Source organism: Nocardioides dilutus (assembly GCF_054779555.1).
In genome coordinates, this window is sequence record NZ_BAAGYA010000002.1 from 1,070,278 (window position 1) to 1,085,108 (window position 14,831).

General features: G+C 71.9%; 19 protein-coding genes. 8 read left to right on the plus strand and 11 right to left on the minus strand.

Features of this window, described 5'->3' with window-relative positions; genetic code table 11:
• Window positions 1-35 precede the first annotated feature (35 nt).
• Window positions 36-671, minus strand: coding sequence for a sulfotransferase family 2 domain-containing protein (locus ACYVC6_RS14760; RefSeq protein ID WP_460715140.1), 636 nt, complete (start codon window positions 669-671; stop codon window positions 36-38).
• Window positions 672-675: 4 nt separating this feature from the next.
• Window positions 676-1,077 carry an adenylyltransferase/cytidyltransferase family protein gene (locus ACYVC6_RS14765; protein WP_460715141.1) on the minus strand — a complete coding sequence of 134 codons (402 nt, stop codon included), beginning with the start codon at window positions 1,075-1,077 and terminating at the stop codon, window positions 676-678.
• A 59-nt stretch (window positions 1,078-1,136) separates the two neighbouring features.
• Between ACYVC6_RS14765 and ACYVC6_RS14770 the strand changes: the two genes are divergently transcribed.
• Both ACYVC6_RS14770 and ACYVC6_RS14775 read left to right on the plus strand, forming a co-directional pair.
• Window positions 1,137-2,444 (plus strand): DUF445 domain-containing protein, encoded by a 1,308-nt coding sequence (locus ACYVC6_RS14770; RefSeq protein WP_460715142.1) that lies wholly within the window; start codon window positions 1,137-1,139, stop codon window positions 2,442-2,444.
• Window positions 2,445-2,509: 65 nt separating this feature from the next.
• Window positions 2,510-2,740, plus strand: a complete 231-nt coding sequence (locus ACYVC6_RS14775; RefSeq protein WP_460715143.1) for an RNA-binding S4 domain-containing protein — start codon at window positions 2,510-2,512, stop codon at window positions 2,738-2,740.
• 120 nt (window positions 2,741-2,860) lie between these two features.
• On the opposite strand, the gene ACYVC6_RS14780 is transcribed toward ACYVC6_RS14775, so the two are convergent.
• From ACYVC6_RS14780 to ACYVC6_RS14800, 5 genes are all read right to left on the minus strand, one after another.
• Window positions 2,861-3,229, minus strand: coding sequence for an FKBP-type peptidyl-prolyl cis-trans isomerase (locus ACYVC6_RS14780; RefSeq protein WP_460715144.1), 369 nt, complete (start codon window positions 3,227-3,229; stop codon window positions 2,861-2,863).
• 23 nt (window positions 3,230-3,252) lie between these two features.
• Window positions 3,253-3,990, minus strand: coding sequence for an SDR family oxidoreductase (locus ACYVC6_RS14785; protein ID WP_460715145.1), 738 nt, complete (start codon window positions 3,988-3,990; stop codon window positions 3,253-3,255).
• Complete coding sequence (locus ACYVC6_RS14790) at window positions 3,987-4,967, minus strand: threonine ammonia-lyase (RefSeq protein ID WP_460715146.1); 981 nt, start codon at window positions 4,965-4,967, stop codon at window positions 3,987-3,989. The genes ACYVC6_RS14785 and ACYVC6_RS14790 overlap by 4 nt, the downstream gene beginning before the upstream one ends.
• A 34-nt stretch (window positions 4,968-5,001) precedes the next feature.
• On the minus strand, window positions 5,002-5,433 hold the full coding sequence (locus tag ACYVC6_RS14795) for a CBS domain-containing protein (protein ID WP_460715147.1): 432 nt from the start codon (window positions 5,431-5,433) through the stop codon (window positions 5,002-5,004).
• A 90-nt stretch (window positions 5,434-5,523) separates the two neighbouring features.
• Entirely contained in the window at window positions 5,524-6,405 is an 882-nt protein-coding gene (locus tag ACYVC6_RS14800) for an inositol monophosphatase family protein (RefSeq protein ID WP_460715148.1), read from the minus strand.
• Window positions 6,406-6,461: 56 nt separating this feature from the next.
• Here ACYVC6_RS14800 and ACYVC6_RS14805 point away from each other — a divergent pair, with 56 nt between their 5' ends.
• Window positions 6,462-6,911, plus strand: coding sequence for a DUF2231 domain-containing protein (locus ACYVC6_RS14805; protein ID WP_460715149.1), 450 nt, complete (start codon window positions 6,462-6,464; stop codon window positions 6,909-6,911).
• A 4-nt stretch (window positions 6,912-6,915) separates the two neighbouring features.
• Here ACYVC6_RS14805 and rsgA read toward each other — a convergent pair whose 3' ends face one another.
• The 4 genes from rsgA to ACYVC6_RS14825 all read right to left on the minus strand — a co-directional run bounded on the left by rsgA (window position 6,916) and on the right by ACYVC6_RS14825 (window position 11,430).
• Entirely contained in the window at window positions 6,916-7,926 is a 1,011-nt protein-coding gene (gene rsgA / locus ACYVC6_RS14810) for a ribosome small subunit-dependent GTPase A (RefSeq protein ID WP_460715150.1), read from the minus strand.
• Between the two features lie 13 nt (window positions 7,927-7,939).
• Window positions 7,940-9,226, minus strand: a complete 1,287-nt coding sequence (aroA, locus tag ACYVC6_RS14815; protein ID WP_460715344.1) for a 3-phosphoshikimate 1-carboxyvinyltransferase — start codon at window positions 9,224-9,226, stop codon at window positions 7,940-7,942.
• 14 nt (window positions 9,227-9,240) lie between these two features.
• Entirely contained in the window at window positions 9,241-9,771 is a 531-nt protein-coding gene (locus ACYVC6_RS14820; RefSeq protein ID WP_460715151.1) for a DoxX family protein, read from the minus strand.
• An 87-nt stretch (window positions 9,772-9,858) separates the two neighbouring features.
• Complete coding sequence (locus ACYVC6_RS14825) at window positions 9,859-11,430, minus strand: sigma-70 family RNA polymerase sigma factor (RefSeq protein WP_460715152.1); 1,572 nt, start codon at window positions 11,428-11,430, stop codon at window positions 9,859-9,861.
• A 198-nt stretch (window positions 11,431-11,628) separates the two neighbouring features.
• Here ACYVC6_RS14825 and ACYVC6_RS14830 point away from each other — a divergent pair, with 198 nt between their 5' ends.
• Genes ACYVC6_RS14830 through rsrA form a run of 5 tightly spaced genes read left to right on the plus strand, consistent with a single transcriptional unit; the run spans window position 11,629 to window position 14,813 of the window.
• Window positions 11,629-12,282: a hypothetical protein gene (locus ACYVC6_RS14830; RefSeq protein WP_460715153.1), complete on the plus strand. Its 654-nt coding sequence runs from the start codon at window positions 11,629-11,631 to the stop codon at window positions 12,280-12,282.
• 31 nt (window positions 12,283-12,313) lie between these two features.
• Window positions 12,314-13,063, plus strand: coding sequence for an SOS response-associated peptidase (locus ACYVC6_RS14835; RefSeq protein ID WP_460715154.1), 750 nt, complete (start codon window positions 12,314-12,316; stop codon window positions 13,061-13,063).
• Window positions 13,060-13,701: an alpha/beta hydrolase family protein gene (locus ACYVC6_RS14840; RefSeq protein WP_460715155.1), complete on the plus strand. Its 642-nt coding sequence runs from the start codon at window positions 13,060-13,062 to the stop codon at window positions 13,699-13,701. The genes ACYVC6_RS14835 and ACYVC6_RS14840 overlap by 4 nt, the downstream gene beginning before the upstream one ends.
• 48 nt (window positions 13,702-13,749) lie before the next feature.
• Window positions 13,750-14,526: a sigma-70 family RNA polymerase sigma factor gene (locus ACYVC6_RS14845; RefSeq protein WP_460715156.1), complete on the plus strand. Its 777-nt coding sequence runs from the start codon at window positions 13,750-13,752 to the stop codon at window positions 14,524-14,526.
• A complete protein-coding gene (rsrA, locus tag ACYVC6_RS14850; protein ID WP_460715157.1) occupies window positions 14,523-14,813 on the plus strand; it encodes a mycothiol system anti-sigma-R factor in 291 nt (96 codons plus the stop codon). Before ACYVC6_RS14845 ends, rsrA begins: the two co-directional genes overlap by 4 nt.
• The last annotated feature ends 18 nt before the right edge of the window (window positions 14,814-14,831 follow it).

A 14,831-nucleotide genomic window follows, 5' to 3' on the forward strand; every position in this document is an offset into this window, starting at 1 on the left:
ACCACCCGCAGGGGTGGCTCACCCCGTCACAGGTCCTAGAACTCGTAGCCGTACGCCGTGAGGTCGGCCGCGAACAGCTCGGCGATCCGGTCGCGGGTCGCCGGCGTGTAGACGTCGTGGTAGTCCGGTCGCCCCGGGTCGATGTTGACGCTCTCCAGCCCGACCCACTCCAGGCCCAGGTGGTCGTAGATGGTGTGCAGGTCGTCCTCGAGGGTCTCCTGCCGGCCGACGAAGTCGGCGCTGCGTCCCGTCCCGAAGCCCGGCGCGTTCATGAACTCGACCTGGGGCTTGCGCAGCCGGGGGTGCTCCTCGGTGGCGTGCAGCACGAACGACTCGAAGTCCGGGTGGTTCTCGATGATCCCGGCGACGAACTTGTTGCGCTGCAGGTGGTCGAGGTATCGCTCCACCCCGCGCTCTGCGCCGTCGCGGAACCGCTCGACCATCCGCCACCACGACAGCATCCGCGCCCACGGGTTGCGGACGAACCCGGCGGTCCAGTAGTCGGCCAGACCGGGCTCGAGCTGGAGCAGTCGCCCGAGTGGTGCGTGCCGGTGAGCCTCGCGGATCCGGCGTACGTCGCCGAGCGAGGCGCTCAGGTTGTTGTCGATCGTCGACCCACCGGTCTTCTGCACGTGTACGAAGAGGAAGCGGTGCGAGTCGGAGATGAGCATCAGGCTAGGACCCTAGATCCGAGATCTTCTCGATCAGCGCCGTGGTCGAGATCGCGGGGGTGCGGGGGAGGTAGATGACCTCGCAGATGTCCTCGAACTCGTCGAAGCGGCCGGCCCAGTCGTCGCCCATCACCAGGACGTCGGCGGCGTACTGCTCGATGTAGTGGCGCTTGAGCTCGAGGCTCTCCTCGAGGAACACCTCGTCGACCGGCTTGAGCGCGGCGATGATCGCCAGCCGCTCGCCCTGGCTGAAGACGGGCTCGCGGCCCTTCTTCGACAGGTTGAGGGCGTCGGAGGAGACACCGACCACGAGCCGGTCGCCGTGTGCTGCCGCCCGCTCGATGACGCGAAGGTGGCCGACGTGGAAGACGTCGAACGTGCCGAAGGTCAGGACGGTTCGCGGCATGCGCGCCATCCTTTCAGGTGGGCGCTCTCCGGGCTGCACCCGTCGGCGACAATCGCGACATGGCCACCGTCACCGCATCGCCTCCCAGCCCGCCCGGCCCCCCGGGCCCGTCGGGCCCGTCGATCGCCGGCGACCCGGAGGCCGACGCCCGGCGCGCGTCCGCGCTGCGCCGGATGCGGACCATCGCCGTCGGCCTGCTGGTCTTCGCCGCGGTCGTCTACGTCGCCACGATGGACCAGGCCGGGTTCCTCGGGTTCGTCAACGCCGGCGCCGAGGCGTCCATGGTCGGCGCGATCGCCGACTGGTTCGCGGTCACCGCGCTGTTCAAGCACCCCCTTGGCCTGCCGATCCCACACACGGCGCTCATCCCGAAGCGCAAGGACGACCTCGGCCGCGGGTTGGAGGAGTTCGTCGGTGAGAACTTCCTCCAGGAGGGCATCATCCGGGACCGGCTGACGATGGCCGCCCCGGCGCAGCGTCTGGGGGAGTGGCTCTCCGAGCCGCAGAACGCCCGGCGCGTGGTGGACGAGGTGGCCGACGTCGCGGCGATCGCGCTCAGCAAGGTGCGCGACGAGCACATCGAGAGCCTGGTGCGCGACGCGCTGACCCCGCGGTTCCGCGAGGAGCCGATCTCGCCGCTCCTCGGCGGGCTGCTGAGCGAAGCCCTGCGCGACAACATCCACCATGGGCTGGTCGACCTGGCGCTCGCCGAGCTGCACGGCTGGCTCGTCGAGAACCCGGACACCGTGGCCGAGGTCCTCGGCGAGCGGGCCCCGTGGTGGGCCCCGCCCCGGCTCAACGAGGCGGTGACCGGACGCATCCACCTCGAGCTGGTCCGCTGGGTCGACGACATCCGCGACGACCCGCGCCACCGCGCCCGCGTGGCACTCGACTCCGTGCTGACCCAGCTCGCCCAGGACCTGCTGCACGAGCCCGCCACCCAGGCGCGTGCGGAGGCGCTCAAGGAGCGGCTGCTCGACCACCCTGCGGTGGTCACGTCGTTCATCTCGCTGTGGGACGCGCTGCGCCGCGCCCTGACCTCGTCACTCAAGGACGGCGAAGGGGCGGTCCGGGAGCGGATGCTGACCGAGGTGTGCCGGTTCGCCGAACGGCTGGTCGCCGACCCCGCCCTGCGCACACGGCTCGACACGATGGCCGCCGACGCCGCCGTGTTCGTGGTCGATCGCTACGGCGCTGAGCTCACCGCGGTCATCACACATACGATCGAGCGCTGGGACGGCCGCGAGGCGGCCCGGCGGATCGAGCTGCACGTGGGCCGCGACCTGCAGTTCATCCGGATCAACGGCACCATCGTCGGCGGCCTTGTCGGGGTGGTCATCCACACGGTGAGCGTGCTGCTGCACTGAACGTGACCGGGCGACCGCGGGCGCTCGGTTTGCCCCAGACGCCCGCGACGCCCGAAAATGGCCGGGTGAGCGCCTACAACGACATCCCGGTCGAGGACGACGGCATCAAGCTGGGCCAGTTCCTCAAGCTGGCCGACCTCGTCGAGTCGGGGGCCCAGGCCAAGCAGGTGCTCGCCGGCGGCGTCGTTCGCGTCAACGGCGACGTCGAGACCCGCCGGGGCCGCCAGCTCGAGCGCGGCGACGTGGTGAGCCTCGGCGCCAACTCGGCCCGGGTGGGCGGCGAGAGGGAGTGGTGATCGCGCAGCCGCTCGCGAGGAACGAGCGAGCGGCGTGGGCGCGATCAGGTTGAGCAAGCGTCGCGGTTGAGGGACGAAGCTGCGACAGCGCGTCGAAACCACGTGAGCCGGTGCTGGGACCTAACCGACTTCCAGCAGGTCCACCACGAACACCAGCGTCTCGCCGGGCTTGATCACGCCGCCCGCGCCGCGGTCGCCGTAGCCCAGGTGCGGAGGGATGACGAGCTGGCGACGGCCGCCGACCTTCATGCCCTGGACGCCGGTGTCCCAGCCCTGGATGACCTGGCCGATGCCGAGCCGGAACTTCAGCGGCTCGCCGCGGTTGTAGGACGCGTCGAACTCCTCGCCCGTCGAGTGGGCGACGCCCACGTAGTGCACCGACACGGTGTTGCCGGACGCCGCCTCGGCGCCCTCGCCGACGGTGAGGTCGGTGATCACGAGGTCGGTGGGCGGCTCGGGGTCGACGAAGTCGATCTCTGGCTTCTCCATGTCTCGACCCTACGGGTGGATCCTCAGCGCCCGCCGGCCACCCGCAACGTCGTGCCGGTGACGTAGGACGCCGCATCGCTCATCAGCCAGGCGACGGCCTCGGCGACCTCTTCGGGCTCGCCGGCGCGCTGCATGGGGATCAGCGGCGCGACCCGTTCGAGCCGGCCCGGCTCCCCGGCGTCTACGTGGATGGTCGTACGGATCATCCCGGGGGCCACGCCGACGACCCGGACGCCTTGCTGGGCGACCTCCTCGGCCAGGCCGAGCGTCAGCGCGTCCACGCCCGCCTTGGCGGCGGCGTACTGCACATACTCGCCCGGCGCTCCCTTGGTCGCCGCCCCGGAGCTGATGTTGACCAGTACGCCACCGCTGCCGCCGTACGCCGTGCCCAGCGCCCGGACGGCGGCCCGCGCCACCAGGATCGCGGAGGTGAGGTTGAGGTCGATCGTGCGCCGGATGACGTCCACCGGCGTCTCGGCCAGCGGCCCGATGTGGAACGTCGCCCCGGCGTTGTTGACCACGCCGGTCAGCGGACCGGCCGCCGCGAACAGCGCGTCGACCCCGTCGGCGCTCAGCAGGTCACTGCGGACGAGGGTGCACCCGGCGCCGTGGGTCTCGACAGCCGCCTCGGCGAGCTCGGCGGCCGCGTCGTCGTGGACGTAGCCGAGCACCAGGTCGTGCCCCGCCTCGGCCAGCCGTTCGGCGATCGCCGCCCCGATCCCGCGGGTGCCGCCGGTCACGAGGGTGCGCGGGCGGCTCATGGTGCGGCCACCTCGCGCGGCTCGAGGCCCCAGCGCTGGAAGTCCGCGGTCCGGATGTTGCTGCCGCAGATGATCGTGGCCACGTTGCGGCCCGCGTAGCGCTCGCGCTGCTCCAGGATCGCTGCGACGCCGAGCGCCGCAGAGGGTTCGACCATCAGCCCGGTGAGGTCCGCCAGGTGCCGCATCCCCGCCTTGATGCTGCTCTCCTCGACGAGGGCGACGTCGTCGACGACCTCGAGGAGATCCTCGAGCACCTCGGGGATCGGGTGCCGCCCCGCGACGCCGTCGGCGATGGTGTCGATCGTGTCGGTGCTGACCACCGAGCCGGCCCTCCAGGACAGCGCCATGGCGGGCGCGCCGACCGGCTGGATCGCGACCACCTCGGTCCCGGGCGAGAGCTCGCGCATCACGTGGCCGACCCCGCTCGCGAGCGCACCCCCGCCCAGCGCGACGAGCACGACGTCGATCCTGGAGCCCGCACCGAGCAGCTCCAGCCCGATCGTGCCGGCGCCCTCACACGTGCCGAGGTCGAGGCTGTCCTCGACCAGATAGCTCCCCGTGGCTTCGGCATGGGCGCGGGCCAGCTCGCGCGGCCGCTCGATGTCGGGACCCTCGAGATGCACGTGGGCGCCGGCTGCCCGCATCCGGTCGACCTTGAGCGGGTTCGCGGTCTCGGCTGCGAAGACCGTGACCGGTAACCGCCGCCGCGCCCCGCTCCACGCGAGCGCGGTGCCCAGGTTGCCGGCGCTGGCGCAGACCACCGACGGGTGGGTCCGCTGATCGGCCAGGGTCGCCAGGACGGTCTCGGTGCCCCGGCCCTTGAAGCTCCGGACCGGGTTGACGGTCTCGACCTTCAGCAGCACCGAGCACCCCAACGCTTCGCTGAGAGGAGCGGAACGGAACTGCGGCGTGTCCAGGAACACCGCGTCGATCACCTGGGTCGCGTCACGGATGCGCCCCAGGTCGAGACGGGTCATCGCTCGAGCGCGCACACCCGAGCTGCCCGGCGCGTCACGTCTGGTGCACGTAGGAGTCGAGCTGGTCGCGCTCGAACTGCAGCTGGCTCATCTTGTGCTTGACCACGTCGCCGATCGAGATGATCCCCGCGAGCTTGCCGTCCTGGATGACCGGCACGTGGCGGATCCGGCGGTTGGTCATGATCTCCATGAGGTCGTCGAGCTGGTCCGACGGCGCGCAGGTCTCGACGAGGTCGGTCATGATCGCGCGGACGGTGTTGTTGACGACGGTGCCGTCGTGGTGGAGGTGGCGCACCACGTCACGCTCGCTGACGATGCCCTCGAGCGACTCGCCGTCGGAGCTGACGATCAGCGCGCCGACGTTGTGCTCGGCCAGGAGCGCGAGGAGCTCGCGTACGCCGGCGTCGGGACCGATCGTGATCACGGTCGCGTCGGGCTTGGCCTTGAGGATGTCGGCGATGCGCATGACTCCGACGTTAGCCCGCAGGCAGCGACGTGAACAGGACCGATCAACCCTCGGGCAGTCGCTGGGTCAGTCGCTGGGTCAGTCGTCGGGTCAGTCGTCGGGTCGACCCTCGGTGCGAACCCCGCGGGGCCGCAGCTCGGAGACCGACCCGGGACCCGTGGGCCGCCAGTCCGGGTCGTCGCCGTCGGCCATCGAGCCGAGGAACGACAGCGCAGCGTCGTGCAGGTGGCCGTTGGACGCCAGGGCGTTGCCGCCCCAGGGGCCGTCCGTGCCGTCGAGCGAGGTGAATGTCCCGCCCGCCTCGCGGACGATGACGTCGACGGCCGCCATGTCGTGCACGGCCAGCTCGGGCTCGGCGGCCAGGTCGACGGCCCCCTCGGCGACCAGCATGTAGGACCAGAAGTCGCCGTAGGCCCTGGTCCGCCAGACCCGGCGCATGAGGCCGACGAAGTCGTCGCCCTGGCCCCGCTCCTCCCAGCCGTGCAGTGACGAGTAGGACAGCGACGCGTCCTCGAGGCGGCGTACGTCGGAGACGTGACACTGGCTGGCCTTGAGCAGCGAGCGGCCGGTCCAGGCGCCGTTGCCGGCCGAGGCCCACCAGCGCCGTTGCAGCTGGGGGGCGGACACGACACCGAGCACGACCTCGTCGTCGACGGCCAGCGCGATGAGGGTCGCCCACACGGGCACACCCCGGACGAAGTTCTTGGTGCCGTCGATCGGGTCCACGATCCAGCGGCGCTGGCTGTTGCCGGTCGTGCCCTGCTCCTCGCCGGTGACCGCGTCGCGCGAGCGCACCCGTGACAGCGTGCGGCGGATGGCCTCCTCGACGGCCTGGTCCGCGTCGGTCACCGGCGTCAGGTCGGGCTTGCTCATGACGTGCAGGTCCAGAGCCTTGAATCGGTCGGTCGTGAGCGCGTCGGCGTCGTCGGCGAGGACGTGCGCGAGGCGGAGGTCGTCGGTGTAGTCCGCCACGAGACTCACCTTATGCTGCGTTGAACCGATCGCTGCGGAGGGACGTTCAGCAAGACATGGAGATCAACGGACTCCCGCTGCACGTGCTCGTCGTGCACGCGGCCGTCGTGTTCGGCCCGCTCGCCGCCCTCTGCGCGATCGCCTACGTCGCGCTCCCGTCCCAGCGAGACCGGCTGCGCTGGATGACCCTGCTGCTCGTCCTGGTCGCCACCGGTGCGATCTGGACGGCTTTTCTCAGCGGCGAGGACTTCTTCGAGTCGGATCGGTTCAGTGGCATCGCCGGGTCGGAGCTGGAGACCATGATCCTCGACCACCAGGAGCTGGCGGGGACCCTTCGGTGGGTCGCCTCGGGCTTCGCGGTGGTCACGGTCCTCGCCGTGTGGCAGCACCGAAGGGAGGGCGCGGCGCGCTATCTCCTCGGTGCGCTCGTCGTCGCGGGTGCCCTGGCCACCCTGGCCTACACCTTCCTCACCGGGGAGGCCGGCTCGAAGTCGGTGTGGAGCTAGGGGCCTAGTAGTCCGAGACACTCCGCGCGGCCAGCAGTCTCCGGAACGAGCTCACCCGGTCGGCGTCGGCCTCGCCGGCCTCGAGGGCGGCGTCGAGCCCGCACTCCGGCTCGTCGTCCCCGTGCGTGCACCCGCGCGGGCAGTCCTCGGTCATCTCGTCGAGGTCGGGGAACGCCTCGATCAGGTCCTCCGGCCGCACGTGCGCCAGGCCGAACGACCGGATGCCTGGCGTGTCGATGATCCAGCCGCTACTGGTCTCCTCCTCTTGGCGAGGCAGGGCGAGCATGTAGGCCGACGTGGAGGTGTGCCGGCCCCGGCCGGTGACGGCATTGACGATGCCGACCTCGCGCATCGCGTCGGGCACCAGCGCGTTGACGAGCGTCGACTTCCCGACGCCGCTCGACCCCAGCAGGACGCTCACCCGGCCGGTGAGCCGCTCGAGCAGCGCGGACAGGTCGCCGCCGCGGTGGGTGACCACCCACGGGACGCCCAGGGAGCGATAGGTCGCCAGCAGCTCGTCCGGTGAGGCCAGGTCGGACTTGGTGAGGCAGAGCAGCGGCGACAGTCCGGCGTCGTAGGCCGCCACCAGGGCGCGGTCGATCAGCCGGGGCTGCGGCTCTGGGTCGGCGAGCGAGGTGACCACGACGAGCTGGTCGGCGTTGGCCACGATCACCCGCTCGACGGGATCGTCGTCCTCCGCCGTACGCCGCAGCGTGGTCACCCGCTCGTTGACCTCGACGACGCGGGCCAGCGAGCCCTCGGCGCCGGAGACGTCGCCCTCCACGCGGACCCGGTCCCCGACGACCACGCCGCGGCGGCCCAGGGGCCGAGCCTTCATGGCCGTGACGACCCGGCCGTCGACGAGCAGCGTGTATCGGCCACGGTCCACGGTCACGACCACGCCGTCGGCGGCGTCGTCATAGGTCGGGCGCTCCTTGGTGCGCGGCCGGGTGCGGCGCCGGGGCCGGTCGTAGTGCTCGACGTCGTGGTCCGAGTACCGGCCGGCACCTGGCATCAGCCGCTGCCCATCAGAACAGCCCCGCCCAGAACGCCGGGAAGTCGGTGAACGTCTTGCTGGTGGTGGTGACGTTCTCCACCAGTACGCCGTCGACCGCCGCGCCGACGATCACGCCGGCGTGCGCCATCCGGTGGTCGGCGTAGGTGTGGAAGACGCCCCCGTGCAGCTGCGCCGGCCGCAGGCTGAGCCCGTCGGCGTGCTCGACCACGTCCGCACCCAGGCCTCCGAGCTCGGCGGCGAGGGCAGCGAGCCGGTCGGTCTCGTGACCGCGGATGTGGGCGATCCCGCGCAGCACGCTCGGCGTAAGGGCCAAGGTGCACAGCGCGGCGATCGCAGGCGCGAGCTCGCCGGCCTCGTGCAGGTCGACGTCCAGGCCCTGGAGCCCGTCGCTCGGGCCGGTCACGGTCAGCCCTTCGTGGGGCACCCACGCGACCGCGCAGCCCATCTGGCTCAGCAGGTCGCGAAGCAGGTCGCCGGGCTGTGTCGTGCTCTCGGGCCAGTCGCGGACCGTCACCGTCCCCCCGGTGACCGCGGCCAGCGCGAGGAACGGCGCCGCGTTGGACAGGTCGGGTTCGATGAGGTGGTCGACCGGCTTGATCGGGCCCGGCGCGACGGCCCAGCGGTTCGCGTCCGAGTCGTCCACCTCGACGGCGTGCTCGCGCAGCATCGCCACGGTCATGTCGATGTGCGGCTGCGACGGGACCGGCTTGCCGTCGTGGCGTACGTCGACCCCCGCGTCGTAGCGCGCGCCCGCGAGCAGCAGGGCGGAGACGAACTGGGAGGACGCCGAGGCGTCGATCACGACCGTCCCTCCGGGCACCGCGCCGGTGCCGCGGATGGTGAACGGGAGCGCGCCGCGGTCGCCGTCCTCGACGGTGACACCCAGGGCGCGCAGGGCCGCGATCACCTCGCCGACGGGCCGTGAGCGCATGTGCGGGTCGCCGTCGAAGGCGACGTCGCCGGTGGAGAGACCGGCGACCGGTGGCACGAACCGCATCACCGTGCCGGCGAGCCCGCAGTCCACCGCCGCGTCCCGGTCGAAGGGGCCAGGTGTGACTGACCAGTCGTCGCCGGAGGTGTCCACTGCGGCCCCCAACCCGGACAGCGCGGCAGCCATCAGCAGCGTGTCCCGCGAGCGGAGCGCCCGCCGCACCGTGCTCGGTCCGTCGGAGAGCGCCGCAAGGACCAGCGCGCGGTTGGTCAGGGACTTGCTGCCGGGAAGTGTGACGACAGCGTCGACCGGCCCGGCGGCGGTGGGCGCCGGCCAGGGATCCGGGATCGGGGGCGTCGTGGTCAGGTCGTCGTCCCCACTCAGGTCAGCTGGGCCTTCGCGAGCTTCGCCTCGCGGCGCGCGGTCGCGGCCAGGTGCTTGGCCTCGCGGCGCGCGTCCTTCGCCGCGCGGCGGGTGCGCCAGGCGACGCCCGGCTTTCCCTCGGTGTCGCCCGCGGCGATGATCAGCCCTCCGAGCATCGAGACGTTCTTGAAGAAGTGGATCCGCTGCTGCGCCTTCGCGGTCGGGTCCGGCTCCTCCCAGAAGCGGTGACCCGCGGCGGTGGTCGGCAGCAGGGTCGCGGCCAGCACGGCCGCCGAGAGCCTCGGCGCCCGGCCGGTGGCCAGGGTGAGCCCGGCGCCCACCTGCACCGCGCCGTTGAGCCGAACGAGCGTGACCGGGTCCTTCGGGATGGGCAGCTGCGGTGCCGCCTTGGTGATCATCGGGAGGAGCCGGTCGATGACCGGCTTGGCCCGCACCGCGAGCTGGTCGGCGTTGCGAAGGGCGTTGACGCCCCCGACCAGGAACATCGAGGCCAGCATGGGGCGGGCGACCAGTCTGCTGAGGCTCATGTGTCCATCTTGCACCGCTGGCAGCCGGTGAAACGACCGGGACCTGCGCTCTGGACCGAGGCTCAGCCTGGATCGGTGGATCCAGGCTCAGCCCAGCTGGACGCTGCTGCGGCGGTCGCCGGGCATGAGGACGGCCGTCAGGACGGTCGGAGCGCCGGGCACCGGTGTGACCAACAGCCGGATGGTGCCCGGCCCCTCGATGTGGCAGGTGAGGCTGCCTAGGTTGACCAGGTCGCACCGTGGGTCGAGATGCAGGGCGAGGGCGGGGCGATCCAGCGTGACGGTGACCGTGCCCTCCTCGGCCGCCCCCAGGCCGGTCACCCGGATCGCCACGTCCCACACCAGTCCACCCGCCATGGGCTGTGCCGAGGACTCGAGTCCGGCAGGGCCGGCGGAGCCTGGGTCCCCGCTGGGGTCCCCGCTGGGGTCGTCGTTCGGGTCGGGTGCGTCGGGCTCGTCGGGCTCGTCGGGCTCGTCGGTCTGGTTCGGCTGGTCCGGGTCCGGCTGGTCGTCGGGACGACCCGACGGGGCGCTCACCGGGTCGGGCCCGGGCTCAGGTCCCGGCTGGGGCTCGGTGTCGACGCCGGGCGTCGACGCGTCCGAGGATGGCGCCGGGGCCGCCGGCGCGGGCTTCTCCGGCTGGGTGCCCTCGGCCGGGGCAGGCCGGTCCGCCGGGTCGCTCGTGGTGCTCCGCTCCGCAGCGACGTCGCGGTCGTCGCTCCCGGCCTGCACGCCGACGACCACCCCGGCGACCACGACCCCCGCTGCGGTGGCTCCCACCAGCGCCTTGCCCCAGTGCTTGCCGAGGAAGCCGCCGACGCCCGCGAGCAGACCGACGCCGGAGCCGCCCGCGACACCGACACCGACGCTGCCGCCGAGGTAGGCCGCCGCGGCACCACCCAGGATGATCGGGGCGATCAGCGCGCGCAGGTCGGAGTTGACCTCGACGAGCTCCAGGTAGATGCCGGCGCACTCGCGGCAGTCCCGCAGATGCGCCTCGACCGCAGCGCTGTCGCGCTTGGAGATGTCGTTGCGGATGAACGCGCCGAGCTGCGCGCGGGTCCAGGCACAGCGCTCGTCGTCGGCGTCCTGGGCATGCATGGAGACGAACGCCTGACGTAGGCCCTCACGGGCCCGGTAGGCGAGCGCGGAGACCGAGTTGGGGCTCATCCCCAGCAGCGGGGCGACTTCCGCGGGCTTGTGGCCCTCGACCTCGATGTGCCAGAGGACGAGCTGCCAGCGCTCGGGCAGCGAGGCGAACGCCCGCGCGGCGGCTCCGCTCTCGAAGCCGGCGACCGCGGTGTCGTGGAACGCCTCGCCCGCGTCGTACGCCGCGATGTCGTCGGTGGGACGGGTGCGGGTGACCGCGCGGACCCGGTCGACGTGCAGCCTCCGCACCGCCGTGAGGAGGTAGGGACGCAACGCGGTGCTCGGGCCCTCGCCCCGCTGCAGGACCACCAGCACCTTGGCGAACGCCTCGGACACCAGGTCATCGGCCTCGCCGTCGCTGCTCAGCGACCTCGCGAGACGGCGGGCGGCGTCGACGTGCCGGGCGAACAGCTCGCCGTACGGATCGACGTCGCCTCCCCTCACCGCGGCGATCAGGTCGGCGTCCGAGGGCACGTCCGGGCGCGCGTCGGCAGGACGCGCGCCGGTCACACCCGTGTCGCTCACATGGGAACAACGGGCCAGCTCCGCGAAGATCACGCTCCGGTCTGGACCATTTCGCAGGATTCCGCGAGAAAGTTCCCGGAACCGCGTCATGACCTTCCGCCGAGGCCGTTCCCTCCCCGAAGGAGACGCAGCAACGGGAGCAGCACCACAGCGACGACGACGGCTCAGGAGCGGAGAAGACCCATGACCCCAGCAGGGACCTCTGCGGCCGGCCCGAGTGCAGAGCCGACGACCACCCACGGGGAGTGGTCGTCGGTAGGGGAGGCACTCGCGACCCGGTCCTGGGCCGTCGTCGAGCTCTGTCGGGACGTCGGCCGTGACCTGGCCGAACGGGGGATACCTGTCGGCGACGCGCTGCGCGAGCTGCGGTCGGCCACTCGGCGGTTCGCCCAGCGAGGACCGACGTTCGAGGAGTGCGAGGCACTTGTCGACGCCTGGGCGGACGCGACCCTCGGATACCTCAACCGGATCTCCTGCGCCGACCCGCTGACGGGGCTCGACTCGCAGGCGCATCTCCTCGCGATCCTCGGCGCGCCGACCGACACGGACCTCATCATGGTCGTGGTCGAGCTACCGGATCCCCTCGACTTCTTCGTGCATGCCCGGCACCTCTCGCTGCTCGGTGACCTGTGCCGCACGGTCTTCCCAGCGGCCCGGACCACCGCGCGCGTCGGCGTACGGCGCCTGGTGACGCTCATCCCGGCGGAGCCCGACCTCGGGCGGCGGGTGTCGCTTCTCGTCCGCGGTGCCGACGGGGCAGACCGCGTCTGGGTCGAGCCGATCCCGCCGCGCCCGCAGGCCCGCGAGCTGCTCATCGACCGGCTGGCGCGCACCTGACCCTGTCCGTGGCGCCTACTAGGGTGGCTCCATGTGCGGTCGCTACGCCTCGAGCCGGCGCCCGCAGGACCTCGTGGAGGAGTTCGAGGTCGTCGACGACCGGGTCAAGGAACCACTACCGCCCGACTACAACGTGGCGCCGACCAAACAGGTCTACGCCGTCGTCGAGCGGCCACCGTCCGATGACAAGCAGGCCGACCCGGAGCGGCAGCTGCGGGTGCTGCGCTGGGGGCTGATCCCGTCCTGGGCCAAGGACCCGGCGATCGGCAACCGGATGATCAACGCCCGGATGGAGACCGTGGCCGAGAAGCCGGCGTTCCGTCGGGCCTTCGCGTCGCGGCGCTGCCTGCTGCCGGCCGACGGCTACTTCGAGTGGTATCCCACCGAGGAGCTCGGCAAGAGCGGCAACCCGCTCAAGCAGCCGTTCTTCATCCGGCCCAAGGACGGCGGCGTACTCGCCATGGCCGGGCTCTACGAGATCTGGCGGGACCCGACCCGCGACGAGGACGACCCCGACGCCTTCCGCTGGACGTGCACGGTGATCACCACCGAGGCGGAGGACGCGGTGGGCATGATCCACGACCGGATGCCGCTGATGGTCGAGCCCGGTCGCTGGGACGCCTGGCTCGATCCGCGCCGGCCCAAGGAGACCCTGCTCGACCTGTTGACCCCCGCGGCCCCGGGCCTGCTCGAGGCCTACCCGGTCTCGAAGGCAGTCGGCAACGTTCGCAACAACGGCCCGGAGCTGGTCGAGCCCCTGCCGTTGGAGGACGACCAGTGAGCACCGAGCGGCGGATCGACACGGTGCACGGCCCGGCCCGGCTGGTGACCCACCGGGCCCGGAGACCGCGGGTGACCGTGCTGCTCAGCCACGGGGCCGGCAACGGGATCGACACCAGGGACCTGGAGGCGCTGGCCCACCACCTGCCCGGGCAGGGCGTCACGGTCGTCCTGTTCGAACAGCCCTGGAAGGTCGCCGGCCGCAAGGTCGCCACCCCTCCGCGCACCCTCGACGAGGGCCTGGTCGCGGCCGCCGACGCCCTCCGGGTGCGCACGCCCATGGTCGTGGGCGGGCGCTCGGCGGGTGCGCGGTCCGCAGCCCGGTGCGCGCGTCGCCTCGGGGCGGTGGGCTGCCTCGCTCTCGCCTTCCCGCTGCACCCTCCTGGTCACCCCGAGAAGACCCGCCTCGACGAGCTGCGCGGCGCGCAGGTGCCGACCCTGGTGATCCAGGGAGAGCGGGACCCGATGGGGCGGCCCGAGGAGTTCCCCGCCGATCTCGACCACCTCGACCTGACTGTCGTGCCCGGCGCGGACCACGGGCTCAAGGTCCCCAAGCGCGGCCCGGTCTCGCAGGAGGACGCGTTGGGGATCGTCGTCGAGTCGACGTTGGAGTGGCTGGTCCGCGAGGTCGTGGGCTGACCGACCCGGCTCGGGAATGACCGTCCGGCCGGCGGCGTTCTGCCACTTGTGATCGCCCTGCTGGAGCCGCCCGCCGCGGCGCCGTCCGCGCCCGGTCTGACGACCGGCGCCACGCTCGACGTCCGCGTAGGCTGGGCGGCGATGACCCAGAACCTCGATGACCTCAACGGGCTCGACGACCTCGACGGCCTCGGGGTCCCCGCCGACGAGATCGACGTCGCGACGGAGTCCCCTGAGGACCGCTCCGCGCGGTTCGAGCGGGATGCGCTGCCCTTCCTCGACCAGCTCTACGGTGCCGCCATGCGGATGACCCGCAACCCCGCAGACGCCGAGGACCTCGTGCAGGAGACCTTCGCCAAGGCCTACTCGTCCTTCCACCAGTTCCGGCCCGGCACCAACCTCAAGGCCTGGCTCTACCGGATCCTGACCAACACGTTCATCAACAACTACCGCAAGAAGCAGCGCCAGCCGCAGCAGTCGTTCACCGGGGACTCCGGAGACGTCGAGGACTGGCAGCTCGCGCGCGCGGAGTCGCACAGCTCGACCGGGCTCAAGTCGGCCGAGATGGAGGCGCTCGAGCACCTACCCGATTCGCAGGTCAAGACCGCCCTGCAGCGACTGCCCGAGGAGTTCCGGCTGGCGGTCTACCTCGCCGACGTCGAGGGCTTCGCCTACAAGGAGATCGCGGAGATCATGGAAACCCCGATCGGCACCGTGATGTCGCGTCTCCACCGTGGGCGGCGTCAGCTGCGTGACCTGCTCTCCGACTATGTGCGCACCAACGACCTGATGCGGGTCGGCATCACGGAAGGGGACGAGTCGTGACCGAGCACCGGGCCCATGACCAGGCCCACGACCAGGCCCACGACCAGGAGTGCGCCGACTTCCTCGACCGGATCGTCTACTTCATCGACAACGAGCTCGACGCGGCCGACTGCGCCGTGGTCCGGGCCCACCTCGACAGCTGCAACCCCTGCCTGGAGCGCTACGACCTCCAGCGCACCGTCAAGTCCATCGTGGCGCGCTCCTGCACGGAGGCTGCTCCCGACGAGCTCCGCCAGCGGGTCATGTTCCAGATCCGCGAGGTCCAGGTCCGCATCACCGAGGGCTGAGCCGGGCGCGCGGCGTAC

Bases quoted from the DNA above. Each gene is read 5' to 3' on its own strand.
- ACYVC6_RS14805 (WP_460715149.1), top strand. From the start codon at position 6,462: ATGGAGATCAACGGACTCCCGCTGCACGTGCTCGTCGTGCACGCGGCC.
- ACYVC6_RS14780 (WP_460715144.1), bottom strand. From the start codon at position 3,229: ATGGAGAAGCCAGAGATCGACTTCGTCGACCCCGAGCCGCCCACCGAC.
- ACYVC6_RS14765 (WP_460715141.1), bottom strand. From the start codon at position 1,077: ATGCCGCGAACCGTCCTGACCTTCGGCACGTTCGACGTCTTCCACGTC.
- ACYVC6_RS14790 (WP_460715146.1), bottom strand. From the start codon at position 4,967: ATGACCCGTCTCGACCTGGGGCGCATCCGTGACGCGACCCAGGTGATC.
- ACYVC6_RS14785 (WP_460715145.1), bottom strand. From the start codon at position 3,990: ATGAGCCGCCCGCGCACCCTCGTGACCGGCGGCACCCGCGGGATCGGG.
- ACYVC6_RS14835 (WP_460715154.1), top strand. From the start codon at position 12,314: ATGTGCGGTCGCTACGCCTCGAGCCGGCGCCCGCAGGACCTCGTGGAG.
- ACYVC6_RS14760 (WP_460715140.1), bottom strand. From the start codon at position 671: ATGCTCATCTCCGACTCGCACCGCTTCCTCTTCGTACACGTGCAGAAG.
- ACYVC6_RS14820 (WP_460715151.1), bottom strand. From the start codon at position 9,771: ATGAGCCTCAGCAGACTGGTCGCCCGCCCCATGCTGGCCTCGATGTTC.
- ACYVC6_RS14770 (WP_460715142.1), top strand. From the start codon at position 1,137: ATGGCCACCGTCACCGCATCGCCTCCCAGCCCGCCCGGCCCCCCGGGC.
- ACYVC6_RS14795 (WP_460715147.1), bottom strand. From the start codon at position 5,433: ATGCGCATCGCCGACATCCTCAAGGCCAAGCCCGACGCGACCGTGATC.
- rsgA (WP_460715150.1), bottom strand. From the start codon at position 7,926: ATGCCAGGTGCCGGCCGGTACTCGGACCACGACGTCGAGCACTACGAC.
- ACYVC6_RS14830 (WP_460715153.1), top strand. From the start codon at position 11,629: ATGACCCCAGCAGGGACCTCTGCGGCCGGCCCGAGTGCAGAGCCGACG.